This is a genomic window from Tepidimonas sp. HKU77 (assembly GCF_049728535.1).
Classification (GTDB): domain Bacteria; phylum Pseudomonadota; class Gammaproteobacteria; order Burkholderiales; family Burkholderiaceae_C; genus Tepidimonas.
Genome location: NZ_CP187300.1, coordinates 520,038 through 543,859, shown reverse-complemented (window position 1 = coordinate 543,859; position 23,822 = coordinate 520,038). Strand labels below are relative to the sequence as shown.

The 23,822-nt window shown below is 66.5% G+C and carries 20 protein-coding genes and 1 pseudogene; 16 read left to right on the top strand and 5 right to left on the bottom strand.

The annotated features are described in order from the left end of the window. Positions 1 to 26: 26 nt before the first annotated feature. The 3 genes and pseudogenes from fdhD (ACPP3B_RS02545) to ACPP3B_RS02535 all read left to right on the top strand — a co-directional run. Entirely contained in the window at positions 27 to 908 is an 882-nt protein-coding gene (fdhD, locus tag ACPP3B_RS02545) for a formate dehydrogenase accessory sulfurtransferase FdhD (RefSeq protein ID WP_424859621.1), read from the top strand. Beyond that, complete coding sequence (upp, locus tag ACPP3B_RS02540; RefSeq protein WP_424859620.1) at positions 905 to 1,549, top strand: uracil phosphoribosyltransferase; 645 nt, start codon at positions 905 to 907, stop codon at positions 1,547 to 1,549. Before fdhD (ACPP3B_RS02545) ends, upp (ACPP3B_RS02540) begins: the two co-directional genes overlap by 4 nt. Before the next feature lie 49 nt (positions 1,550 to 1,598). Beyond that, positions 1,599 to 3,605, top strand: a pseudogene (locus ACPP3B_RS02535) (ABC transporter permease); the annotation flags it as partial. Here the strand turns inward: ACPP3B_RS02535 and ACPP3B_RS02530 are convergent. Beyond that, positions 3,605 to 4,576, bottom strand: coding sequence for an IS481 family transposase (locus ACPP3B_RS02530; RefSeq protein WP_424859633.1), 972 nt, complete (start codon positions 4,574 to 4,576; stop codon positions 3,605 to 3,607). The pseudogene ACPP3B_RS02535 and the gene ACPP3B_RS02530 sit on opposite strands and share 1 nt — an antisense overlap. 173 nt (positions 4,577 to 4,749) lie before the next feature. Between ACPP3B_RS02530 and ACPP3B_RS02525 the strand changes: the two genes are divergently transcribed. The 4 genes from ACPP3B_RS02525 to ACPP3B_RS02510 are packed head-to-tail and all read left to right on the top strand — an operon-like array spanning position 4,750 to position 8,805. After that, positions 4,750 to 5,373, top strand: a complete 624-nt coding sequence (locus tag ACPP3B_RS02525; RefSeq protein WP_424860130.1) for a DUF3305 domain-containing protein — start codon at positions 4,750 to 4,752, stop codon at positions 5,371 to 5,373. Continuing rightward, a complete protein-coding gene (locus ACPP3B_RS02520) occupies positions 5,370 to 6,059 on the top strand; it encodes a DUF3306 domain-containing protein (RefSeq protein ID WP_424859632.1) in 690 nt (229 codons plus the stop codon). Before ACPP3B_RS02525 ends, ACPP3B_RS02520 begins: the two co-directional genes overlap by 4 nt. Next, positions 6,056 to 8,158 carry a 4Fe-4S dicluster domain-containing protein gene (locus tag ACPP3B_RS02515; RefSeq protein WP_424859631.1) on the top strand — a complete coding sequence of 701 codons (2,103 nt, stop codon included), beginning with the start codon at positions 6,056 to 6,058 and terminating at the stop codon, positions 8,156 to 8,158. The genes ACPP3B_RS02520 and ACPP3B_RS02515 overlap by 4 nt, the downstream gene beginning before the upstream one ends. 14 nt (positions 8,159 to 8,172) lie before the next feature. Next, positions 8,173 to 8,805 carry a TorD/DmsD family molecular chaperone gene (locus ACPP3B_RS02510; protein WP_424859630.1) on the top strand — a complete coding sequence of 211 codons (633 nt, stop codon included), beginning with the start codon at positions 8,173 to 8,175 and terminating at the stop codon, positions 8,803 to 8,805. Positions 8,806 to 8,812: 7 nt separating this feature from the next. Here ACPP3B_RS02510 and ACPP3B_RS02505 read toward each other — a convergent pair whose 3' ends face one another. Together ACPP3B_RS02505 and ACPP3B_RS02500 are read right to left on the bottom strand one after the other, a co-directional pair. Continuing rightward, complete coding sequence (locus ACPP3B_RS02505; protein WP_424859629.1) at positions 8,813 to 10,858, bottom strand: sensor histidine kinase; 2,046 nt, start codon at positions 10,856 to 10,858, stop codon at positions 8,813 to 8,815. Beyond that, positions 10,855 to 12,240: a sigma-54-dependent transcriptional regulator gene (locus tag ACPP3B_RS02500; RefSeq protein ID WP_424859628.1), complete on the bottom strand. Its 1,386-nt coding sequence runs from the start codon at positions 12,238 to 12,240 to the stop codon at positions 10,855 to 10,857. The genes ACPP3B_RS02505 and ACPP3B_RS02500 overlap by 4 nt, the downstream gene beginning before the upstream one ends. 413 nt (positions 12,241 to 12,653) lie before the next feature. Here ACPP3B_RS02500 and ACPP3B_RS02495 point away from each other — a divergent pair, with 413 nt between their 5' ends. Genes ACPP3B_RS02495 through ACPP3B_RS02455 form a run of 9 tightly spaced genes read left to right on the top strand, consistent with a single transcriptional unit; the run spans position 12,654 to position 22,365 of the window. Then, positions 12,654 to 12,866: a formate dehydrogenase gene (locus ACPP3B_RS02495; RefSeq protein ID WP_424859627.1), complete on the top strand. Its 213-nt coding sequence runs from the start codon at positions 12,654 to 12,656 to the stop codon at positions 12,864 to 12,866. Between the two features lie 11 nt (positions 12,867 to 12,877). Further along, the gene (locus ACPP3B_RS02490) at positions 12,878 to 15,844 is read left to right on the top strand and encodes a formate dehydrogenase subunit alpha (protein WP_424859626.1); all 2,967 of its coding nucleotides are present in this window, start codon (positions 12,878 to 12,880) and stop codon (positions 15,842 to 15,844) included. 10 nt (positions 15,845 to 15,854) lie between these two features. Continuing rightward, positions 15,855 to 16,457 carry a formate dehydrogenase FDH3 subunit beta gene (gene fdh3B / locus ACPP3B_RS02485; RefSeq protein ID WP_424859625.1) on the top strand — a complete coding sequence of 201 codons (603 nt, stop codon included), beginning with the start codon at positions 15,855 to 15,857 and terminating at the stop codon, positions 16,455 to 16,457. Positions 16,458 to 16,459: 2 nt separating this feature from the next. Beyond that, positions 16,460 to 16,711: a hypothetical protein gene (locus ACPP3B_RS02480; RefSeq protein WP_424859624.1), complete on the top strand. Its 252-nt coding sequence runs from the start codon at positions 16,460 to 16,462 to the stop codon at positions 16,709 to 16,711. Positions 16,712 to 16,727: 16 nt separating this feature from the next. Beyond that, a complete protein-coding gene (locus ACPP3B_RS02475) occupies positions 16,728 to 17,879 on the top strand; it encodes a formate dehydrogenase subunit gamma (protein WP_424859623.1) in 1,152 nt (383 codons plus the stop codon). 16 nt (positions 17,880 to 17,895) lie between these two features. Beyond that, positions 17,896 to 18,234 (top strand): hypothetical protein, encoded by a 339-nt coding sequence (locus tag ACPP3B_RS02470; RefSeq protein ID WP_424859622.1) that lies wholly within the window; start codon positions 17,896 to 17,898, stop codon positions 18,232 to 18,234. Between the two features lie 27 nt (positions 18,235 to 18,261). Then, positions 18,262 to 19,143: a formate dehydrogenase accessory sulfurtransferase FdhD gene (gene fdhD, locus ACPP3B_RS02465; RefSeq protein WP_424859621.1), complete on the top strand. Its 882-nt coding sequence runs from the start codon at positions 18,262 to 18,264 to the stop codon at positions 19,141 to 19,143. Beyond that, entirely contained in the window at positions 19,140 to 19,784 is a 645-nt protein-coding gene (upp, locus tag ACPP3B_RS02460; protein ID WP_424859620.1) for a uracil phosphoribosyltransferase, read from the top strand. The genes fdhD (ACPP3B_RS02465) and upp (ACPP3B_RS02460) overlap by 4 nt, the downstream gene beginning before the upstream one ends. Positions 19,785 to 19,833: 49 nt before the next feature. After that, positions 19,834 to 22,365 (top strand): ABC transporter permease, encoded by a 2,532-nt coding sequence (locus tag ACPP3B_RS02455; protein ID WP_424859619.1) that lies wholly within the window; start codon positions 19,834 to 19,836, stop codon positions 22,363 to 22,365. A gap of 29 nt (positions 22,366 to 22,394) precedes the next feature. Here ACPP3B_RS02455 and ACPP3B_RS02450 read toward each other — a convergent pair whose 3' ends face one another. Then, positions 22,395 to 23,057 (bottom strand): Smr/MutS family protein, encoded by a 663-nt coding sequence (locus tag ACPP3B_RS02450; RefSeq protein WP_424859618.1) that lies wholly within the window; start codon positions 23,055 to 23,057, stop codon positions 22,395 to 22,397. 51 nt (positions 23,058 to 23,108) lie between these two features. Then, on the bottom strand, positions 23,109 to 23,822 hold the full coding sequence (gene radC / locus ACPP3B_RS02445) for a RadC family protein (RefSeq protein WP_299020712.1): 714 nt from the start codon (positions 23,820 to 23,822) through the stop codon (positions 23,109 to 23,111).

Sequence of the window (23,822 nt, the reverse complement as noted above, 5' to 3'; positions counted from 1 at the left end):
CGTGCCCGCTCGAAGGATGGTCTTCCATGTGGCTCAATGAACCACTGGCTTTCGGCGGGCTGCCATCCCGATCGTTGGCGCCTCCGTTGCCTCGGCTCAGTGCGGCCAGCGCTGCGATGACCCGGGCCGTCGAGATCGTCGACGAGTACGGCCAGCGGCGCACCCTGCGCATCCCTGCCGAGCGGCCGTTGACGGTGTACGTGGACAAGCGCGAGCTCATCACGCTGATGACGTTGGGCGCCCACCCCGAGTGGCTGGTGCTGGGGTATTTGCGCAATCAGCGCCTGATCCAGTCGGTACATGAAATCGAGTCGATCACGGTGGACTGGGACGTGGGGGCTGCGGCGGTGCGCACCCGTCATGGTCTGGCCGATATCGAGGATCGCACCGCCCGGCGCGTGGTGACCACCGGTTGCGGCCAGGGTAGTGTCTTTGGGGGGCTGATGGACGAGGTCGAGCGCATCCGTCTCAACCCCGACGCCCGGCTGCGCCAGTCTGAGTTGTACGGCATCCTGCGCGTGATTCGCGAGCAAGATTCGGTATATAAGCAGGCGGGTTCGGTGCACGGTTGCGCGCTGTTTCGCGGTGACGAGCTGCTGCTGTTCGTCGAGGACGTCGGCCGACACAACGCGGTGGACACGATCGCGGGTTGGATGGCGTTGCAGGGGGAAGACGTGGCTCGCGGTGATGACAAGGTGTTCTACACCACGGGGCGGCTGACCAGCGAAATGATCATCAAATCTGCGCAGATGGGGGTGCCAATCGTCGTGTCGCGCAGCGGCACCACCCAGATGGGGTTGGAGGTGGCCGAGCGCCTGGGGCTATGCGCCATCGGCCGCGCCACCCACACCCGCTTTTTGTGCTACACCCACGCGCACCGGCTGGTGTGGGATACTCCACCGCCATGAGCGAACCCAGTCTGCGACAAGTACACATCATCGATCACCCGCTGGTGCAGCACAAGCTGACGCTGATGCGCCGCAAAGACACGAGCACCAAGACCTTTCGCCAGCTCATCCATGAATTGAGCGCCCTGCTGGCCTACGAGGTCACGCGCGACATGCCCACGCAAGAGGTCGACATCGAGACCCCGCTGGAAAAAACCACCGGTCGCGTCATCGATGGCAAGAAAACCGTGCTGGCGTCCATCCTGCGCGCGGGTAACGGGTTTCTGGACGGGATGCTGGAGGTGTTGCCCAGCGCGCGCGTGGGCCACATTGGCCTGTACCGTGACCCGCAGACCCTCAAGCCCGTGGAGTACTACTTCAAAATGCCCTCGGGCATGGAAGAGCGCGATGTCATCGTGCTCGACCCGATGCTGGCGACGGGCAACTCGGCCGTGGCGGCGGTGGATTTGCTCAAACGGTTGACGCCGCGCTCTATTCGCTTTGTGTGTCTGGTGGCGTGCCCCGAAGGCATTGCCAACTTCCACGGCCATCACCCCGACGTGCCCATCTACACGCCGGCGGTGGATCGCGGGCTCAACGACCACGGCTACATCGTCCCGGGTCTCGGTGACGCGGGCGACCGTATCTTCGGAACCAAGTGAGCGCCGGGCCGGTCGTATCGGCGTGAATCCATCCACGGCTTACCCGTCCATGCTGCGCCCACCCTCAGCCTGGGCGCTGGGCTGGCGCGCGCTGTGGCGCGACTGGCGGGCCGGGGAGTTGACGGTGCTGGTGCTGGCGATCGCGCTGGCGGTGGCAGCGCTGACGGCCGTGGCCTTTTTTGCCGACCGCCTGCAGGGGGGGCTGCAACGCGACGCGCGGCAGTTGCTGGGGGGCGACGTGGTGCTGCGCAGCGACCATGCCTTGGCGACCGATTACGAGCAACAGGCACGAGCGCTCGGGCTGTCGGTGACGCGTCACTCGACCTTTCCAACCATGGCGCGCGCCGACGATGCCGACGGCGGCGAGGCGCGGCTGGTCTCGCTCAAGGCGGTGGCGCCCGGGTATCCGTTGCGGGGTGAGCTGCGCACCGCGCTGGACCCCGACGACCGCGTGGGCCAACCCGGCCCGGGCGTGCCTGCCCAGGGGGAGGCGTGGGTCGATGCCGCGCTGCTCGAAATTCTAGGGTTGCGCGTGGGCCAGCCCTTGTGGCTGGGTGAGCGGGTATTTCGCATCGCGCGCGTCATCGTGTTCGAACCCGACCGTGGCGCGGGTTTTTTGACCTTTGCGCCGCGGGTGTTGATCGCCGAGGCCGACCTGGACTCCACGGGGCTGGTTCAGCCGGCCAGCCGCATCCAATACCGGTTGGCCGTGGCAGGTGACGACGCGGCGGTGCGCCGCTTCGAGGCCTGGGCCAAGGCCCGCGTGGCCGCGACGGGCGAGCGCGGCACCCAGATCGAGAGCGTGGAGTCGGGTCGCCCCGAGTTGCAGCAAACCCTGCGCCGGGCCGAGCAGTTCTTGAGCTTGGTGGCGCTGCTGACGGCGCTGCTGGCGGCGGTCGCGGTAGCGGTGACAGCGCGCCAGTATGCCCAGCGCCACTTGGACGATTGCGCCATGCTGCGCGTGCTGGGGTTGGCTCAAGGCACGATGGCGCGCTCGTACACCGTGGCGTTCGGCCTGGCCGGTCTGGCGGCGGCCGTCCTGGGCACGCTCATCGGGTGGGCGGTGCACTTCGTGTTCGTGTGGTGGCTGTCCGGCTTGCTGCAGGCCGACCTGCCGCTGCCGGGCTGGCGCCCCGTGGGGCTGGGGCTGGGTGTGGGGTTGACGTTGATGGCGGCATTCGGGCTGCCGCCCGTGTTGCAACTGGCGCGGGTGCCGCCGCTGCGCGTCATCCGGCGCGACGTCGGCGGGGTGCGCGCCGCGTCCCTCGCGGTGCTCGTGGGCGGTGCGCTCGGGTTTGCGCTGTTGCTGCTCGTTGCCAGCGGCGACATCACACTAGGGGGCATCGCGGTGGGGGGCTTTGCCGTGGCCGTCGCGGTGTTTGCCGGGGTGGCCTGGGGGGCGCTGTCGCTGCTGCGGGTGTTGGTGCGCGAATCGCACGCACCGCGTTGGCTGGTGCTGGCGACGCGCCAGATCACGGCCCGGCCGGCCTACGCAGTGGTGCAGGTGGCCAGCCTGGCGGTGGGGCTGCTGGCGCTGCTGCTGCTGGTGCTGCTGCGTACCGACCTCATCGACAGCTGGCGGCGCGCCACACCCCCGGACGCACCCAACCGCTTCGTTATCAATATCCAGCCCGATCAAGCCGAGGCATTCCGTGCTCATCTGCGCGAACACGGCGTGGCACGCTACGACTGGTACCCCATGGTGCGGGGGCGGCTGGTGGCCATCGACGGCCAACCAGTAAGGCCAGAGCAATTCCAGGGCGACCGCGCGCAGCGGCTGGTCGAGCGCGAGTTCAACCTGTCGTACAGCCGCGATTTGCCCACGCACAACCCACTGGCCGCTGGGCGCTGGCAGCCCGACGAAGCCGGTGCCATCAGTATCGAAACCGGGCTGGCCGACACACTGGGGCTGCGCTTGGGCCAGCGCCTGACCTTCGACATTGCGGGCGTGGCGCACGAGGCGCGCATCACGAGCCTGCGCAAGGTGGACTGGGCGTCGATGCACGTCAACTTCTTTGCGCTCTTTCCGGTCGCAGCCATGCCGGGCGACGTCCCCTATATGTCAGGTCCCGGACGATTACGTGGCACTTTTATGAAAAGTTCCGGTTTTTCTTTGTACCATCTTTTCATGGCCTCGATGGGCGGGACATGTCCCAGGGCTTTCTGGGGGATGTGGTGATTGTACAGCCAGACGTAGCGATGAATCGTTGCCTCCAGCGCTTCGCGGCTGTCGAAGCGATGGGTGGCGAGTACCTCGCTGATGCGCCCATTGAAGCGCTCGACCATGCCGTTCGTCTGCGGGCGGCGCGGTTTGGTCAGCCGATGCTCGATGTCGAGCGCCTGGCACAGTTCATCGAAGGCATGTGCTCCCGTGGGGGTGCGCTCTCCCCGGGTGATGAAGCGGTCGGTGAATTCCTTGCCGTTGTCGGTGAGGATCGTGTGCAGACGAAAGGGGGCCGCCTCGATGAGCGAGCTCAGAAAGCGCCGGGCGTTGGCGGCTGTCTTCTCCGGGTAGATGGCCACGAACACCCAGCGCGTCGCCCGGTCGATGGCCACGAAGAGGTAGCGGCGTTTGTCCTCGTCGGGCATCTGCGGCAGGTACTTCACGTCCAGATGCACGAACCCCGGCTCATAGGACTTGAAGGGTTTGTGCCCAGGCTTTTCCGCTTTGGGCTGCAGGGCCTTGAGCGAACCGACGCCGTGGCGGCGCAGGCAGCGATCCAGGCCAGATCGAGAGACGTTCGGCGTGATGAACTCACGAACCACAGCCAGCAGGTCGTCCAGAGGCAGCATCAAGGTCCTGCGCAGCTCCACCACGACCGCCTCCTGAAACGGGGTCAGGTTCGTCTGCAGACGGTGCGCCGTGTGCGGACGATCTTCGACGTCGGTGCGTTTCTTCCAGCGTCGGATGGTGTCCTCCGACACCCCGAGTTCCCGGGCAAGACGCCTCACCGGCAGGTTCGAGCTTTGGATGTAGCGCCGGGTCGCAGGGGTCGTGGTGGCGTTCTTGTGCAGTCGAACCATCATGACTTTTGCCTCCGTAGCTCCTCGATCAGCTCACGCATCGTCTCGCGACCTATGAATAATGCACGACGTCGCGGATCAATGCAATCGTCCGGGACCTGACATCGAGTAAGTTTCCCACGATCACCATCAGTCGAGAGACGTAAGCGACATCGGCTCCGGTGCAGACCATGGATATGCTGACGGGCAGCAACCCTTCTCCTGCCCCCCGGGCGGCGGAGCGGATCGTGACGGGCGTCGTGATGCGACGCGAGCCCGTGCCGGGCCCGATGGCGCGCTGGCAGCCGTGGCGCTGGACGCTGGCAGACGTGCAGGTGCTGCAGGGGCCGCACGAGCTGACCTGCGCCGTCTGGCCGACACTGGCCGGGCGCGGGCCGGTGGCGCTCGAGCCTTGTGATGCCCCCGCGTCGGCCGCCCAGAGTCATTGGGGTTTTCCGGGCTACGTCGTGTCGTTGCACCCGGAGGATGCCGAGGGCTTGTATTTGAACCTGACCGCGCCGCAGCCGTGCTTTTGGGTGATGTGGCGCTCGGGGGAGACCGACGACGATTTACCCGAACCCCAGATCGTCACGCTCAGCTACCACGACGCGGGGCGCTGGCTCGATGCCCAAGAGCGGGTGGACCAGGTGCCCGCGCCTGCCGACGTCATCGGCTGGATGGCGCGGTTCGTGCAGCGGCACTACCGGCCCGAGCCCAAACGTCGGGCCAGACCGGCGAGTTTTCAGCCGCTGACGGATCGGTTTGGGCAGTCCGTGCGCATCAGCACCGGCGCACGCCCTGCGCGCGAGGAGGGGACATGAGTGCGGATGAAGAGGGGTTTTTCTCACGCTGGTCGCGCCGCAAGGCGCTGGCCCGCGCAGGGCAGTCGCTGCCGCCCGAGGAGGGGCACCCGCCCGAACCGATGGCTGAGCTGGCGCCCGGCTGCCCGCCATCGGTGTCGCCAGCGGTGGATCGGGCCGTGGTGCCAGTTGATGATGTGACCCAGGTCGAGCAGGGGCGCGAGGGGAGTTCGCAGCCACCGGCGCCCGCAACGTCCCCCCCGCCGCCCACCCTGGAGGATGTGCGTCAGCTGACGCTGGACGCCGATTTCCGCCCCTTCGTGGACCGCCGGGTGCCCCCTGAGGTGCGCAATGCCGCCTTGCGCAAGCTGTTTTCCGACCCGCACTTCAACGTGATGGACGGGCTCGACGTCTACATCGACGACTATTCGCGCCCCGATCCGTTGCCGACCGAGATGGCGCGCCGCATGGTGGCGGCGCAGTTCATGGGGTTGTTCGACGAACGGCCCGCCCCCGAGTCGGCGAAGTCGGCCGAGGACGCCTCCCATGCGGCCAACCCCGCACAGTCGGCTGCTGCCGACGCGGTACGGGCGGAGCCGCCATCCCTCTCGCCGTCGGGCGACGAAACGGCCGATGGCGCCGATTGCCCCGACGTGACCGAGTGCACCCGCCACCCCATCGATCGCCCCCAGGCTTCTGCGACATGACCACGCTCGTCTGCAACTGCAACCGCACCATGCCGCTGGATGGCGCAGCCCTGAGCCGCGCCCTCGGTGAACACCTGGACGTGCACACCACGCTGTGCCGTCGCGAGGCCGCGGCTTTCCAGCGCGCAGCACGCCTGCCGGAGGCGCTCGTCGTGGCCTGCACGCAGGAGCAGCCGCTGTTTACCGAACTGGCCGAGGCGACCGTGGGTGCGGTGCCATTGCAGGAGCGACCGATCCGCTTCGTCAACCTGCGTGAGACCGGCGGCTGGTCGCGGCAGGCTGCCCACGCCATGCCGAAAATGGCCGCGCTGTTGGCAGTCGCCCGTCTGCCGGATCCCGAACCGGTTCCCGTGGTGCGCTACGAAAGTCAGGGGCGGCTGCTCATCATCGGTCCGTTGCCCGAGGCGGAAGCGATGGCCGATCGGTTGCGTGACGTGTGGCAGGTCACGCTGCTGGCAACGGGTGGGGACGGCGGACAATACCGGCGCGACCCGGTGCTGGCCGGCCGTGTGCTGAGCCTGACCGGATGGTTGGGGCAGTTCACGCTGCGCTGGGCAGAGGACAACCCCATCGCACTCGACCTGTGCACGCGCTGCAATGCATGCATCGCGGCCTGCCCGGAAGGCGCCATCGGGTTGGACTACCAGATCGACCTGGCGCGCTGCCGCAGCCATCGCGACTGCGTACGGGTGTGCGAGGCACCGGGTGCCATCGACTTTCAGCGCGAGCCCGAGCCGCAGGAAGCGACCTTCGACGCCGTGCTCGACCTGCGTCCGGCGCCGGCGTTCACCCAGCACGCCCTCCCGCAGGGCTACGTGCACGTGCCGCCCTCGCTGGGGGCCGAGCAGCGCGTGGAGCGCCTGTGGTGGTTGCGCGACGCGGTTGGCACTTTCGAGAAGCCCAAGTTTTTCCGCTACCAGCAGCGCCTGTGTGCGCACGCACGCAACGAAAAAGTGGGTTGCAGCGCGTGCGTGGAGGTGTGCTCGGCCAGCGCCGTGCGCAGCGACGTGGCGCACCACCGTATCGTCGTCGAGCCCCATTTGTGCGTCGGCTGTGGTGCTTGCACCACGGTGTGTCCCACGGGGGCACTGACCTATGCCTACCCGGATGCCACGTACCAAGGACGGGTCTTCAAGACCCTGCTGTCGACGTTTCGCGCCGCAGGCGGGCGCGATGCGGTGCTGCTGTTGCACAGCCAAACGGCGGGACAGCGCCTCATCGAAGCCTGGGGCCGGGCAGCGCAATTGGACCGCGACGTGCACGGCGTGCCAGCCCGTGTGCTCCCGTGGGCGCTGTGGCACACCGCAAGCGTCGGGCTGGAGTTGTGGTTGACCGCCATCGCCTACGGCGCCAGCCAGGTTTGGGTGCTGCTGACCGATGAGGAAGCGCCCCAGTATCGCGACGCGTTGCAAGCCCAAATGGCCGTGGCGGAAGCCATCTTGCAAGGCTTGGGCTACGAGGGGGAGCACTTCCGCCTGTGGCAGGCGCGCGATGCGCGCGATATCGCCACGCTCGACCAAGCGGCTCGGGTGCCGGCGGCGCGCGGTGTGGCAATGGTGGCCAGCTACGCGGTGCAAGCGGATAAGCGGGCCACGCTGGAACTGGCGCTGGAGCACCTGATCGCCCAGGCACCTGCCCCCATCGGTGCCGAGATCGTGTTGCCAGCCACCGGGGCGCCGCTGGGCACGCTGCACCTCGACACCGAGGCCTGCACGCTGTGCATGAGCTGCGTGGGGGCCTGCCCGACGGGCGCGCTGCAGGACAATCCCACTGCGCCGCAGTTACGCTTCATCGAAAAAAACTGTGTTCAGTGCGGCTTGTGTGTCAAGACTTGTCCAGAACAGGCCCTGCGGTTGCAGCCCCGGCTGTGGCTGGACGGGCAGCGTCGGCAGGCCCGCATCCTGCACGAGCAGGAGCCATTCCGATGTGTGCGTTGCGGCAAGCCCTTCGGCACGCTCAAAGGGGTGGAGACCATGATCGCGCGCCTGGCTGGTCATGCGATGTTTCAGGGCGCGGCCGCCGAACGGCTGCGTATGTGCGGCGACTGCCGGGTGATCGACATCCACACCGGTCCGCAAGCCCGCATCACCGATCTGTGAGGAGCCGTGCCACCATGTCGTCCACCACCGTCACCGTGCATCCGATGCCCTCACGCTCTGCGTTCGACGAGGAGACGGCACGCGCCGAGATTTATGGCGTGCTGGCGACCCTGTTCTATGCCCCGCCCGATGAGACGCTGCTCGCGCGACTGCGGGTGTCGGTGACCGAAGTGGGTGCCGACGGCGCGTTTCTGCAAGAACCCTGGCGTGCCCTGGTGGCGGCGGCTCGCGCCCAAACGGCGCCGGCCATCCGCGACGAATACGAGGCACTGTTCGTCGGCGTCGGGCGCCCCGAGGTGCACCTCTATGGCTCGCACTACTTGTGCGGCTTTCTCAACGACAAGCCGCTGGCAGCGCTGCGGGACGATTTGGCAGCGCTCGGTCTGGGCCGCAGCGAGACGATGCCGGAGACCGAAGATCACATCGCCTATCTGTGCGAGGTGATGCGCTACCTCATCGCTGGTGACGATGCAGCCGTGTGCAACCTGGCGCGCCAGCAAGCGTTCTTCGCCCGCCACCTGCAGCCGTGGGTGGTCGCGCTGTGCGATGCGATCGAGGCCCAACCCAATGCCCGTTTCTACGCCGCGCTGGCCGCTTTCACCCGCGCCTTCATGCAAGTCGAGGCGCAGGCATTCGACCTGTTGTGACCCCGCGTCAGGCACCCGGCTCCGTTGGCAGCTCTGCGCTGCCGGCGGCGGGCGTTGGTTCTTGCGGCTCGCTGTAGAGCCAAACGCGGAAGATCGCCCCGGACCGATCGGTTCGGTTGTCGGCCTCCAGCCGACCCCCGTAGCGCTCTACCAATCCCAGACTGATCCATAGGCCCAGCCCGTTGCCCTCGGGCTTGGTGGTGAAGAAGGGGCGGAATAACCGTTCTCGCACCGTGGCATCCAGCCCCGGCCCCTCGTCGATCACGGCCAGCCACGCGCCCACTGGGCGGCCGTTTTCTATCCAGTCGCCCGTCTTCAACTCCAGCCGCCCACTCGCAGGCGATGCCTGGATGGCATTGACCAACAGATTGATCACCACTTGCTGCAGTTCTTGCCGGTTGCACGCTACCCGTACGTCTGCACGGTCGTCACGCGTGACGACCAGCTGGCGCTGCTGCACCAGGTGGGCCACGAGTACCAAGCAGTCATCGACCACGGATGACAGGGTCAGCGGCTCCACGTAGCCCGCAAACTCCGTCGGACGCGCGTATTGCAGCAGGCGCGTCACGATCAGCCGCATGCGCTCGATCTGCGCGTCGAGCAGCGCCATTTCGGCTTTGACCGGATCGGCGGCGGGGCCCAGGGTTTCGCGGATCAGGTCCAGGTTGCCCTGGATGACGGCGATGGGATTGTTGATTTCATGGGCGACGCTGGCGGTTAGCTGGCCGATGGCGGCGAGCTTTTCGGATTTCACCAGTTGTTGCTGGGCCAAGCGCAGCTCGCGTGTGCGCTCGGCCACTTCACGGTCCAGCGTTTCTCCCCACGATCGCAAGCGTTGGGTGTTGTCGGCGATCACGTCCAGCAGTCGGTCCAGGTGCTGGGCCAGCGTGCCGAGTTCGTCTTGCGACGGCAGCGGGCCTACCCGTGCCGTCGTGTCGCCCTCTTCGATGCGCCGCATGGTGGCATGCATGCGCTCCACCGGCTGGATCAGCGCGCGCGCCCAGCGCAGTGACCACGCGACCGTCGCCACCATGACGGCCGCGAACAGCGCCGCAGTACCGATCAGCACCCCCAGGCGTACCCAACGCAGCGGCGCTTCGAGGATGCCGACGTACAGCATGCCAATGCGGTGCCCCGATGCGTCGTGCAGGGGTTCGTACGCGCTGACGTACCAGTCATTGACCACGAAGGCCCGATCCAGCCACGTCTGGCCCTGTTCGAGCACCGCGTCGCGCACCGCTTGCGACACGCGCGTGCCAATGGCACGCCGATCGCCAAACAGCCGCACGTTGGTGCTGATGCGCACGTCGTCGAGGAACAGCGTGGCCGTGCCCTGGCTACCGAAAGGCAGCGCCCCCTCGGGATAGACAATGCGGTTGATGTGATCGATCAAGTCGAGGTTATGGTTGAGCAGCAGCCCTCCATGCAGTACCAGTCCTGGCACGGGTGCATCCGGGGGCACTGGCATGCTCGCCAGCATCAGCATCGCTCGGTCTTCGATGGTCCGGTCGGTGGGCGCGGCATTGCGCGTGGGCATCAGCGGGATGGCCGCCCGCGCTGCCAGGCCCGGTGCGTGCGTCTCCAGTTGCGCCGCAGACCAGACGACCAGGCGAGCGGCGCTGTCAAGGGTTTGGGCAGGCGCCGCCATGGAGTCGTGTATGGGGCGCAGCACCAAAAAGTCCAGCCCCAAGCGCGCTCGTTCGCGCTCGAGCCAGTCGAGCAGTGCCGGATCGTCGAGCGGGGCACCTCGTGGCTCGCGCGACTGGCGTGCGCGGGCGGTCCGCAATCTTTCGTGCAGGGCGTGTGAGATGGCTGCCGCGCGCGTGCCTGCTCCCACTTCGGCCAGAACCTGGCCAAAATAGCCCCGGGCCACCGCCAAGTCGGCGCGTACCTTGGTGTGCAACAGGCGATCGTAGGCAAAGTCGGTCCACGCGGACAGCGCCAGCAGCAACAACGGCAGCGCGATCAATAGTGGCGCCAGCGCGATCGCGAGCAACTTCAGCCGCACCGAGCGGCCCAGGCGCTCGCGCCAGCGCTGCACGATCGCGATCACGTTCCGGCTCCCCCTTGCGCTGCCCACTCGGCCACGCGGCGCTCCAGGGTGCGCCGCGATACCCCGAGCAGTTGGGCGGCGCGTGCTTTATCGCCTCCCACCGATTCGAGCACGGCCAAGATATGGCGGCGCTGCAGGGTTTCGAGGTCCAACCCGTCCCCTGCCACCGCGGGCGCGGCTGCGTGCAGCGGCGGATACAGCGCCGAGACGTTGACCTCGCCCAGGATGAGGGAGCGCTCGACCCAGTTGCGCAGCTCGCGCACATTGCCCGGCCAGCGGTAGGCACGCAGCAGGGCCATGGCTTCGGTACTCACCTGCAGCGGAGCCACGCCCAGCGCTGGCGCCAACACGTGAATGAAGTGCTCGACCAGCATCGGAATGTCCTCTGGGCGCTCGCGCAGCGGCGGCAGTGTGATGTCCACCACGCGCAGGCGAAAGTAGAGATCCTCGCGGAACCGGCCAGCCGTTACTTCGTCCGCCAGCGAGCGGTTGGTCGCGGCGATGATGCGCACATCTACCGGTATCGTCTGTTGGCTGCCCACGGGGCGAACCTGCAGCTCCTCCAGCACGCGCAGCAGGCTGGCTTGCACCGGCAGCGGCAGGTCGGCCACTTCGTCCAAGAACAACGTGCCCCCTTCCGCGTACACGAACAGACCGTCGCTGGCCATCTGGTTGCCGCGGGCCAAGCCGAACAGCTCCTGGGCAATGTGCTCGGGCGACAGCGCGCCACACTGCACCGGCACGAAGGGCCGGTTGACTTGCGGACTGCAGGCATGCAGTGCGCGCGCCACCAGCTCCTTGCCGGTGCCCGACTCGCCTTGAAGCAGCACGGTGCTGGGCGTGGGGCCGATGCGCTCGATCGTGGCGCGCAACTGGCGGGTGGCCAGCGATTCGCCGATCAAGGGGGTACCGATGGAGCGTGAGACGGTGGCGGCGCGCCGCAGCACGAAGTTTTCCCGCCGCAGGCGCGCCCTTTCGTGGCACTGTCGAATGGCGTTGAGAATCTGTGGTACCCGAAACGGCTTGAGAATGAAGTCCGACGCCCCTGCCCGCAAGGCCTCGATGGCGGTGTCGAGTGCCGCGAAGGCGGTGATCAGGATCACCTCGCCCATATAACCCTGCGCGCGCAGCGCCTGCAGCCACTGCACGCCGCTTTGGCCCGGCAAGGCAATGTCCAGAATCACGACGTCGAAGCGCTGGGTCCGCATCCACTGCGCCCCTTCTTCGGCGCTGCCCGCGGCGGCAACGAACCGGCAGCGCGGAGCCAAGACCTTGATGAGAAAGTTGCGCATGCCCGGCTCGTCGTCGACGATCAGGATCGAGCCTTCGGGCCACGCGTCCGGTTTGTTTTCGGCGGGGGAGGGCGATGCGGGAATCGTCATGCCCGGGATTGTATGAATTCCGACCAAAAAAGTCGGAATGTGTCACGTACGAGACAGGGTGATGGGGTGGCCATGGCGGGCGCGCTTGCGACAAATTGTCGCAGCGCGTCCGTCAAATCGGACGCGCCAAACGCAGCGTTCAGGCATACGGTCGGTGAACGCGTCACCATGGTTTCATATGTTGCATCGCGTCAAAAATCCATTCATCATCGACGGCTGATGGAATGAAGTTTGCTTGAATCGAAAACCAAGCATCGCTTGAATGGACCTCTCGACGGACCTCCCGCGGCGTACGAGGAGGTACCTGACATTTCTCACCTTGCGCGCTGGCTCCAGCGGCGTTAGCCTTACTGCACCAAACACGTTGGCGCAAGGTGAGTGCGCCGACTTGCGTGCAGCCCGAGGAGAGTCCCATGGAATCCAAGTCATCCGCTTTCGTTGCCGGCCGGCGACGCTGGTTCGTCGCGGCGGGCACTCTTGGTGCCGCTGCCGCCGTCGCCAGTGTCGTGCCTGCCACCCCGGTGGCCCCCGCGCAGTCATCGCCGAGCCGCCCCACCCCGAACCGCGGCGGTGGCTATCACGTCTCTGCCCACGTCGAGCACTACTACCGCACTGCCCGCATTTGAGGAGCGCTGCCATGCTACTGACCAAAACGTCTGCACGGACCCACGGGTCGCGCGCCGAAGGGGCCCTGGTCGATCGTCTGCGTCAGGGGCTGGCGCGTGCCATTCCCACGGTCGATCGCCGAACGTTTCTGCGCCGCTCGGGGCTCGGGCTGGGTGTTGGTTTGGCGGCCACCCAGTTGTCGTTGGTTCGGCGTGCCGAAGCCGCAGCAAAGTCTGCACCCGGCGAGGTGGGCGGCAAGATCGAGGTCAAGCGCACCGTCTGCACGCATTGTTCGGTCGGTTGCGCCATCGATGCCGTTGTCGAAAACGGTGTCTGGGTGCGGCAAGAGCCCGTTTTCGATTCGCCCATCAATTTGGGTGCTCATTGCGCGAAAGGTGCCTCGATACGTGAGCACGGGCATGGCGAATATCGCTTGCGCTATCCTATGAAGCTGGTCAATGGCAAATACCAGCGCATTACGTGGGATCAAGCCTACGACGAAATCGTGGCCCGGATGAAAGCGCTACGCGATGAAAGCGGGCCGGATTCGGTGTATTTCGTCGGCTCGTCCAAACACAGCAACGAACAAGCTTATTTGTTGCGCAAGTTCGTCAGCTTTTGGGGCACCAACAACTGCGACCACCAGGCGCGCATCTGCCACTCGACGACGGTGGCGGGCGTGGCCAACACCTGGGGTTACGGGGCGATGACCAATTCGTACAACGACATGCAAAACAGCAAGGTGGCGTTGTACATCGGCTCCAACGCGGCGGAGGCGCACCCCGTGTCCATGCTGCACATGTTGCACGCCAAGGAGCTGGGCTGCAAGATGATCGTGGTCGATCCGCGCTTCACGCGCACGGCCGCCAAGGCGGATGAATATGTGCGCATCCGCTCAGGCACCGACATCCCCTTCCTGTTTGGGGTGCTCTACCACATCTTCAAAAACGGCTGGGAAGACAAGCAGTACATCCACGACCGCGTCTACGGCATGGATAAAGTCCGCGAGGAGGTGCTGGCCAAGTGGACTCCCGACAAGGTCGAAGAAGCCTGCGGCGTCAAGGAGGAGCAGGTCTTCAAAGTGGCCAAGATGATGCACGAGAACCGGCCGGGCACCATCGTCTGGTGCATGGGGCAGACGCAGCATACCATCGGCAATGCCATGGTGCGCGCTTCCTGCATCTTGCAACTGGCGTTGGGCAATATCGGCGTCAGCGGTGGTGGGGCCAACATCTTCCGCGGGCACGACAACGTGCAAGGCGCCACCGACGTCGGCCCCAATCCGGACTCGCTGCCCGGCTATTATGGCCTGGCCGAGGGGTCGTGGAAGCATTACGCGACCGTGTGGGGCGTGGACTTTGATTGGATCAAGTCCCGCTACGCCGAGGGCATGATGACCAAACCCGGCATCACCGTCTCGCGCTGGATCGACGGGGTGCTGGAGAAAAACGAGCTGATCGACCAAGGGCCCAACATCCGCGGCATGTTTTTTTGGGGGCATGCGCCCAACTCGCAAACGCGCGGGCTGGAGATGAAAAAAGCCCTGGACAAGCTCGACTTGCTGGTCGTCATCGACCCGTATCCTTCGGCGACGGCGGCGATGGCAGCCATGCCCGGGGATCCGGCCGATCTCAACCCCAACCGCGCGGTGTACTTGCTGCCCGCGGCCACGCAGTTCGAGACCAGCGGCTCGTGCACCGCCTCCAACCGCTCCATCCAGTGGCGCGAAAAAGTCATCGAGCCGCTGTGGGAGAGCCGCACCGACCACATGATCATGTACCAGCTGGCCCAGCGGCTGGGTTTCGACAAGGAACTGTGCAAGAACTACACGTTCCAGAAAGTCAAGGGCATGGACGAGCCGGTGCCCGAAGACATTCTGCGTGAAATCAACCGCGGGGTGTGGACGATCGGCTATACGGGCCAGAGCCCGGAGCGCATCAAGGCACACATGCGCCACATGCACGCGTTCGATGTCAAGACGCTCAAGTGCAAGGGTACCGTCGTCGACAAAGAAACCGGATACGACTTGACCGGTGACTATTTCGGTCTGCCGTGGCCCTGCTTCGGCAAGCCCGAGCTCAAACATCCGGGTTCGCCCAATTTGTACGACACGTCCAAGCATGTCATGGAGGGGGGCGGCAACTTCCGCGCCAACTTCGGTGTCGAGCGCGACGGCGTCAGCTTGCTGGCCGAAGACGGCTCGCATTCCAAGGGGGCCGACATCACCACGGGCTATCCGGAGTTGGACCACATCCTGCTCAAGAAGCTGGGCTGGTGGGACGAACTCACCGAAGAAGAAAAAAAGGCGGCCGAGGGCAAAAACTGGAAGACGGACCTGTCGGGCGGCATGATTCGCGTCTTCATGAAGAACCACGGCTGTCATCCCTTCGGCAACGCCAAGGCGCGCGCGGTCGTGTGGAATTTCCCCGACCCCATCCCGCAGCACCGCGAGCCGATTTACGGCACTCGTCCCGATTTGATCGCCAAGTACCCGACGCACGACGATCAGAAGAACCGCTGGCGCCTGCCCATCCTGTACAAAACCCTGCAGCAAAAGAACGTCGAGGAGCGGCTGCACGAGAAATTCCCGCTCGTCATGACCTCCGGGCGGCTCGTGGAGTACGAAGGCGGCGGCGAGGAGACACGCTCCAACCCCTGGCTGGCCGAGTTGCAGCAGGAGATGTTCGTCGAAATCCACCCCGCGGCGGCGGCGCAGCGAGGCATTCGCAACGGCGACCGCGTGTGGGTGACCACCCCCACCGGAGCGCGCATCAACGTGCAGGCGCTGGTAACCGAGCGGGTCGCGCAGGATCACGTCTTTCTGCCGTTCCATTTTTCGGGGCGCTGGCAGGGCAAGGACATGTTGCCCTATTACCCCGAGGGGGCCTACCCGATCGTGCGCGGAGAGGCGGTCAACACCGCCACGACGTACGGTTACGACATCGTGACCATGATGCAAGAAACCAAGACCACGATCTGCAACGTGGAACGCGCCTGAGGAGCACGCCATGGCCCGCATGAAGTTTATTTGTGATGCCGAGCGCTGCATCGAGTGCAACGGCTGCGTGACCGCGTGCAAGAACGAGCACGAGGTACCTTGGGGCGTCAACCGCCGGCGCGTGGTCACGCTCAACGACGGCGTGCCCGGTGAAAAATCGATCTCGGTGGCGTGCATGCACTGCTCGGACGCGCCGTGCATGGCGGTGTGCCCTGTGCAGTGCTTCTACCGTACCGAAGAGGGCGTGGTGCTGCACGACAAAGACGTGTGCATCGGTTGTGGCTATTGCAGTTACGCCTGCCCGTTTGGCGCCCCCCAATTCCCAGCGCAGGGCACCTTTGGTGTGCGCGGCAAGATGGACAAATGCACGTTCTGTGCGGGCGGCCCCGAGCCCAACGGCAGTCAAGCCGAGTTCGAAAAGTACGGCCGCAATCGCCTTGCCGAAGGTAAGTTGCCGGCGTGTGCCGAGATGTGCTCGACCAAGGCATTGCTGGCCGGTGACGGCGATGTCATCGCCGATATTTTCCGCACTCGCGTCGTGCAACGCGGCAAAGGTGCCGAGGTGTGGGGATGGGGTACCGCGTACGGCGCCCAGTCCAAGGCAGGAGCATGACCATGAGCGCACGCCGTTTGACATGGATGATGGGGGCCGTGGCCATCGCATTGAGCCTGGCAGGTTGTGGCGAAAAACCCCAAACCGCCAGCGGCATCAAGTCGGATCAACCGCCCTACACCGGCGCGGGCGGCAGCCCGTTTGCCGAACGTGGCTGGACAACCGGTGACAAGACCTCATGGGCGCAGCACCTACGCGCGCGGGCACAGTACGGGCAAAACGAGTACAGCCGCCCCGCAAGCGCGGCCCAATGATTCCGGGAGCTTGGCCATGAACGCCCTGTTTCTCTCCAGCGCCGTCACTGCGTTGCGCAGTGGGTTGCTCGTGGCGACTTTGGTCGCGGCGGCAACCGTGTCGGCACAGTCAGCGCCGACAGCAGCGTTGCCGGAAGCCCCTGCGCGTGCGGTGTCCGACGCCTCCACGCTGCCAGGCTATGCCGCACAAAGCAACGCGGAGCGTGCCCAGGTTCAGCCGGGCAACAACGCGCCTATGTGGCGCCAAGTCGGGCAGGGTGTCGAAGGCACGGTCAACTTTCCGTACCGCGAGTACGGGGTGCTGATCCAGCCCACGGTGCAGTATCCTGGCGTGGCGCCCACCAACGCGGGTGAGGCATGGCGCCAAGTGCGCAACCGCTGGATCCTGCCGTATGGGGGGGCGCTCGTTTTCATCGCGCTGCTGGCAGTGGCCATCTTCTATTTCAGCCATGGGCCTCTCAAGCTGCATGGGGCCGAGACGGGACGCAAGATCGAGCGCTTCACGGCGTTCGAGCGGGCGGCACACTGGACCAACGCCGGCGCCTTCGTTTTGCTGGCCGTGTCGGGCTTGGTGATGGCGTTTGGTCAGTACCTTCTGTTGCCAATCATCGGCAAGACGCTCTTTGGCTGGTTGACGTATGCCCTGAAAAACGTGCACAACTTCGTCGGGCCGTTGTTTGCGGTCTCGTTGCTGATCGTGTTCGCGACTTTCGTGCGAGACAACCTGCCGCGCAAGGAGGATTGGGCGTGGATCAAGCGGTTCGGCGGCCTGTTCGGGGGCGAAGAAGTTCCTTCCCACCGATTCAACGCGGGCGAGAAGATCGTGTTTTGGGTGGGGGTGTTCGCGCTGGGGCTGGTGGTGGTGGGCTCCGGCCTGGTGCTCGACAAGCTGGTGCCCGGGTTCGACTACCTTCGGGGCAATATGCAGATTGCGCACATGATCCACGCCAGCGCTGCCATTCTGATGATCGCGCTGTTTATCGGTCACATCTATATGGGCACGCTTGGCACCGAGGGCGCCTATCAAGCGATGAAGACCGGCTACGTGGATGAGACCTGGGCGCGCGAACACCATGAGCTGTGGTACGAAGACATTCGCGCTGGTCGGATTCCAGCCGAGCGCAGTTCAACCGCTTCGGCCGCCTCGTCTGCAGAGGTTCGCGCTTGAGGAAGGAGATGCAGATATGAAGACTTCTTTGCGTGTGTCGGTGGTGCTGGGGCTGTTGGCGGCGCTCGGTACGGGTATTGCCCATGCCAAATTGCCTGCGCCCAACCTGACCGACGAGCAGAAAGCTGCGGCCGAGGTTGCCAAGGCCAAGGCCGCGCACCAGGCGAAGGTCGACGCCTATCTGACCTGCAAGGCCGCCGACAAGGCTGCGGCCCACTATTTTAAGAACCACCCGCAGGCTGCCAAGCCGGCCAACGCGCCCGCTTGTGTCGATCCTGGGCCATTCGTGCCGCCGACGGCCGCTGGTATGCCGGCGCCGGCTGCAACGACGCCGCCCGCGGCGAAAAAATCCTGAACGTGCCCGCTCGAAGGATGGTCTTCCATGTGGCTCAATGAACCACTGGCTTTCGGCGGGCTGCCATCCCGATCGTTGGCGCCTCCGTTGCCTCGGCTCAGTGCGGCCAGCGCTGCGATGACCCGGGCCGTCGAGATCGTCGACGAGTACGGCCAGCGGCGCACCCTGCGCATCCCTGCCGAGCGGCCGTTGACGGTGTACGTGGACAAGCGCGAGCTCATCACGCTGATGACGTTGGGCGCCCACCCCGAGTGGCTGGTGCTGGGGTATTTGCGCAATCAGCGCCTGATCCAGTCGGTACATGAAATCGAGTCGATCACGGTGGACTGGGACGTGGGGGCTGCGGCGGTGCGCACCCGTCATGGTCTGGCCGATATCGAGGATCGCACCGCCCGGCGCGTGGTGACCACCGGTTGCGGCCAGGGTAGTGTCTTTGGGGGGCTGATGGACGAGGTCGAGCGCATCCGTCTCAACCCCGACGCCCGGCTGCGCCAGTCTGAGTTGTACGGCATCCTGCGCGTGATTCGCGAGCAAGATTCGGTATATAAGCAGGCGGGTTCGGTGCACGGTTGCGCGCTGTTTCGCGGTGACGAGCTGCTGCTGTTCGTCGAGGACGTCGGCCGACACAACGCGGTGGACACGATCGCGGGTTGGATGGCGTTGCAGGGGGAAGACGTGGCTCGCGGTGATGACAAGGTGTTCTACACCACGGGGCGGCTGACCAGCGAAATGATCATCAAATCTGCGCAGATGGGGGTGCCAATCGTCGTGTCGCGCAGCGGCACCACCCAGATGGGGTTGGAGGTGGCCGAGCGCCTGGGGCTATGCGCCATCGGCCGCGCCACCCACACCCGCTTTTTGTGCTACACCCACGCGCACCGGCTGGTGTGGGATACTCCACCGCCATGAGCGAACCCAGTCTGCGACAAGTACACATCATCGATCACCCGCTGGTGCAGCACAAGCTGACGCTGATGCGCCGCAAAGACACGAGCACCAAGACCTTTCGCCAGCTCATCCATGAATTGAGCGCCCTGCTGGCCTACGAGGTCACGCGCGACATGCCCACGCAAGAGGTCGACATCGAGACCCCGCTGGAAAAAACCACCGGTCGCGTCATCGATGGCAAGAAAACCGTGCTGGCGTCCATCCTGCGCGCGGGTAACGGGTTTCTGGACGGGATGCTGGAGGTGTTGCCCAGCGCGCGCGTGGGCCACATTGGCCTGTACCGTGACCCGCAGACCCTCAAGCCCGTGGAGTACTACTTCAAAATGCCCTCGGGCATGGAAGAGCGCGATGTCATCGTGCTCGACCCGATGCTGGCGACGGGCAACTCGGCCGTGGCGGCGGTGGATTTGCTCAAACGGTTGACGCCGCGCTCTATTCGCTTTGTGTGTCTGGTGGCGTGCCCCGAAGGCATTGCCAACTTCCACGGCCATCACCCCGACGTGCCCATCTACACGCCGGCGGTGGATCGCGGGCTCAACGACCACGGCTACATCGTCCCGGGTCTCGGTGACGCGGGCGACCGTATCTTCGGAACCAAGTGAGCGCCGGGCCGGTCGTATCGGCGTGAATCCATCCACGGCTTACCCGTCCATGCTGCGCCCACCCTCAGCCTGGGCGCTGGGCTGGCGCGCGCTGTGGCGCGACTGGCGGGCCGGGGAGTTGACGGTGCTGGTGCTGGCGATCGCGCTGGCGGTGGCAGCGCTGACGGCCGTGGCCTTTTTTGCCGACCGCCTGCAGGGGGGGCTGCAACGCGACGCGCGGCAGTTGCTGGGGGGCGACGTGGTGCTGCGCAGCGACCATGCCTTGGCGACCGATTACGAGCAACAGGCACGAGCGCTCGGGCTGTCGGTGACGCGTCACTCGACCTTTCCAACCATGGCGCGCGCCGACGATGCCGACGGCGGCGAGGCGCGGCTGGTCTCGCTCAAGGCGGTGGCGCCCGGGTATCCGTTGCGGGGTGAGCTGCGCACCGCGCTGGACCCCGACGACCGCGTGGGCCAACCCGGCCCGGGCGTGCCTGCCCAGGGGGAGGCGTGGGTCGATGCCGCGCTGCTCGAAATTCTAGGGTTGCGCGTGGGCCAGCCCTTGTGGCTGGGTGAGCGGGTATTTCGCATCGCGCGCGTCATCGTGTTCGAACCCGACCGTGGCGCGGGTTTTTTGACCTTTGCGCCGCGGGTGTTGATCGCCGAGGCCGACCTGGACTCCACGGGGCTGGTTCAGCCGGCCAGCCGCATCCAATACCGGTTGGCCGTGGCAGGTGACGACGCGGCGGTGCGCCGCTTCGAGGCCTGGGCCAAGGCCCGCGTGGCCGCGACGGGCGAGCGCGGCACCCAGATCGAGAGCGTGGAGTCGGGTCGCCCCGAGTTGCAGCAAACCCTGCGCCGGGCCGAGCAGTTCTTGAGCTTGGTGGCGCTGCTGACGGCGCTGCTGGCGGCGGTCGCGGTAGCGGTGACAGCGCGCCAGTATGCCCAGCGCCACTTGGACGATTGCGCCATGCTGCGCGTGCTGGGGTTGGCTCAAGGCACGATGGCGCGCTCGTACACCGTGGCGTTCGGCCTGGCCGGTCTGGCGGCGGCCGTCCTGGGCACGCTCATCGGGTGGGCGGTGCACTTCGTGTTCGTGTGGTGGCTGTCCGGCTTGCTGCAGGCCGACCTGCCGCTGCCGGGCTGGCGCCCCGTGGGGCTGGGGCTGGGTGTGGGGTTGACGTTGATGGCGGCATTCGGGCTGCCGCCCGTGTTGCAACTGGCGCGGGTGCCGCCGCTGCGCGTCATCCGGCGCGACGTCGGCGGGGTGCGCGCCGCGTCCCTCGCGGTGCTCGTGGGCGGTGCGCTCGGGTTTGCGCTGTTGCTGCTCGTTGCCAGCGGCGACATCACACTAGGGGGCATCGCGGTGGGGGGCTTTGCCGTGGCCGTCGCGGTGTTTGCCGGGGTGGCCTGGGGGGCGCTGTCGCTGCTGCGGGTGTTGGTGCGCGAATCGCACGCACCGCGTTGGCTGGTGCTGGCGACGCGCCAGATCACGGCCCGGCCGGCCTACGCAGTGGTGCAGGTGGCCAGCCTGGCGGTGGGGCTGCTGGCGCTGCTGCTGCTGGTGCTGCTGCGTACCGACCTCATCGACAGCTGGCGGCGCGCCACACCCCCGGACGCACCCAACCGCTTCGTTATCAATATCCAGCCCGATCAAGCCGAGGCATTCCGTGCTCATCTGCGCGAACACGGCGTGGCACGCTACGACTGGTACCCCATGGTGCGGGGGCGGCTGGTGGCCATCGACGGCCAACCAGTAAGGCCAGAGCAATTCCAGGGCGACCGCGCGCAGCGGCTGGTCGAGCGCGAGTTCAACCTGTCGTACAGCCGCGATTTGCCCACGCACAACCCACTGGCCGCTGGGCGCTGGCAGCCCGACGAAGCCGGTGCCATCAGTATCGAAACCGGGCTGGCCGACACACTGGGGCTGCGCTTGGGCCAGCGCCTGACCTTCGACATTGCGGGCGTGGCGCACGAGGCGCGCATCACGAGCCTGCGCAAGGTGGACTGGGCGTCGATGCACGTCAACTTCTTTGCGCTCTTTCCGGTCGCAGCCATGCCGGGCGACGTCCCCTATACGTACATCGCGGCCTTTCGCGCCCCCGAGCAGGCGGGCTTCGATCGCGAGCTGTTGCGGCGTTTTCCCAACGTGACCAATGTGGACACGAGCGCCGCCGTGGCCCAGGTGCAGCGCGTGCTGGGGCAGGTGATCCGCGCGGTGGAGTTTTTGTTTGCTTTCAGCCTGGCGGCAGGCGTGGTGGTGCTGCTGGCGACGGTGGGGGCCACGCGTGCCGAGCGCGAGCGCGACTACGCCATTTTGCGTGCGCTGGGGGCGCAGTCGGCCGTGTTGCGCCGTGTGCAGCGGGCCGAGCTGTTGGGTGTGGGGGCACTCGCTGGGCTGCTCGCGTCGGGCGTGGCGGTCGTCGTCGGCTGGGCGCTGGCGCGGTTCGTCTTTGACTTCGAGTGGCGCGTTTCCGTCTGGGTGCCGTTGGCCGGCATCGGCGCTGGTGCCGCCCTGGCGCTGCTGGCTGGGTGGTGGACGCTGCGCGGCGTCTTGCGCACGCCGGTGGTGCAAACCCTGCGCCGCGCGGCGCTGTGAAGCGGGCTGCGGCGCCGTGGCCCCCGCCGTTACGCCCGGTGGTGTCCCCCGGCGCGCAGCAAGACGATCAAGGCACCCGCGCCACCGTCGGCCGGCCGCGCCTGCACGAAGGCCAGCACCTCACTCTTTTGCACGAGCCAGCTGTGCACCCGTCCTTTGAGCACGGGCGTCTTGCCGGGCGAGCCCAACCCCTTGCCGTGCACCACGCGTATGCAGCGCAGTCCCCGCCGCTGGGCTTCGCGCACGAACGTCGCCAGTTGCGTGCGCGCCTCGTCGGTGCGCAGGCCATGCAAATCGATTTCTGCCTGAATCGACCAATGCCCCAGGCGCAGGCGTCTGACCACGTCTGGCCCGATGCCGGGGCGGCGAAAGCTCAAGTGTTCGTCCGTGTGCAGCAGGGTTTCGACGTCGAAGCCGTCGCTGAGTGCTTCGTGCATCACGGCACGCTCGTCGGCCTGGCGCTGCTGCGGCACCGGGCGCGGCCGAGGGCGTTGCAGCTCGACGCGGCCATGTGGCGCGAGTCGCTGCACAGGGCCGACCGCACGCTCGAACAACAGCCGCTCGCGCTGGGCGCGCTCCTCGGCCTCGCGGCGGGCGGCCTCGGCGGCGGCGCGCGCAGCCGCGGCTTGCGCCGCACGTTGCGTCATCACTTGATGGATTTGCCGCAGTTCGGCCAGTGTTCGCACTTTCATCGCGGTGCCGATTTTGGGCCAAGCGACCGGGCCGCGCCGGGGGCAGCCGAATCAGACCAGGCCGCGCTCGGCCATCGAGGTGCAGCCCGCGCGCGTGACGATGAAGTGATCCAGCACCCGGATGTCCAACAGCGCCAGCGCCGCCTTGAGGTTGCGTGTGAGCGCTTCGTCCGCGCGCGAGGGCTCGGCCGCCCCGCTGGGGTGGTTGTGCGCCAGTACCACGGCCGCCGCTCCATGGTGCAGTGCCCGCAGCGCCACCTCGCGCGGATAGACGCTGGTCTGGTCCAGGGTGCCGCGAAACAGCTCCTCCAGCGCGATCAGCCGGTGCTGCGTGTCCAGAAACAGCACCGCAAACACCTCGTGCGGGCGGTGCGCCAGTTGCAGCCGCAGCACGTCGGCCACGGCGGCGGGGGAGTCCAACACCGGCCGCTCGCGCAGGCGCTGTGCCAGCGCGCGACGCACCATCTCGGTCACCGCCAGCAGCTCGGCCCGTTTGGCCGGGCCCAGTCCCTTGATGGCGGCGAGCTGCTCGGGTGTGGCCTGCAGCAGCGCGGCCAGACCGCCAAAGCGTTCCAGCAGGCTTTGGGCAAACGGCAACACCGATTGGCCCGCGACGCCGGTGCGCAGCAGCAGCGCCAGCAGTTCGGCATCGGCCAGTGCCTGCGGGCCGCGGCTGAGCAATTTTTCTCGGGGTCGAGCGTCGGGTGGCAATTCGCGCACTGGGGTTCCTCCCTGTTTTCTACAATGGCGATTTTGGCCCACCAT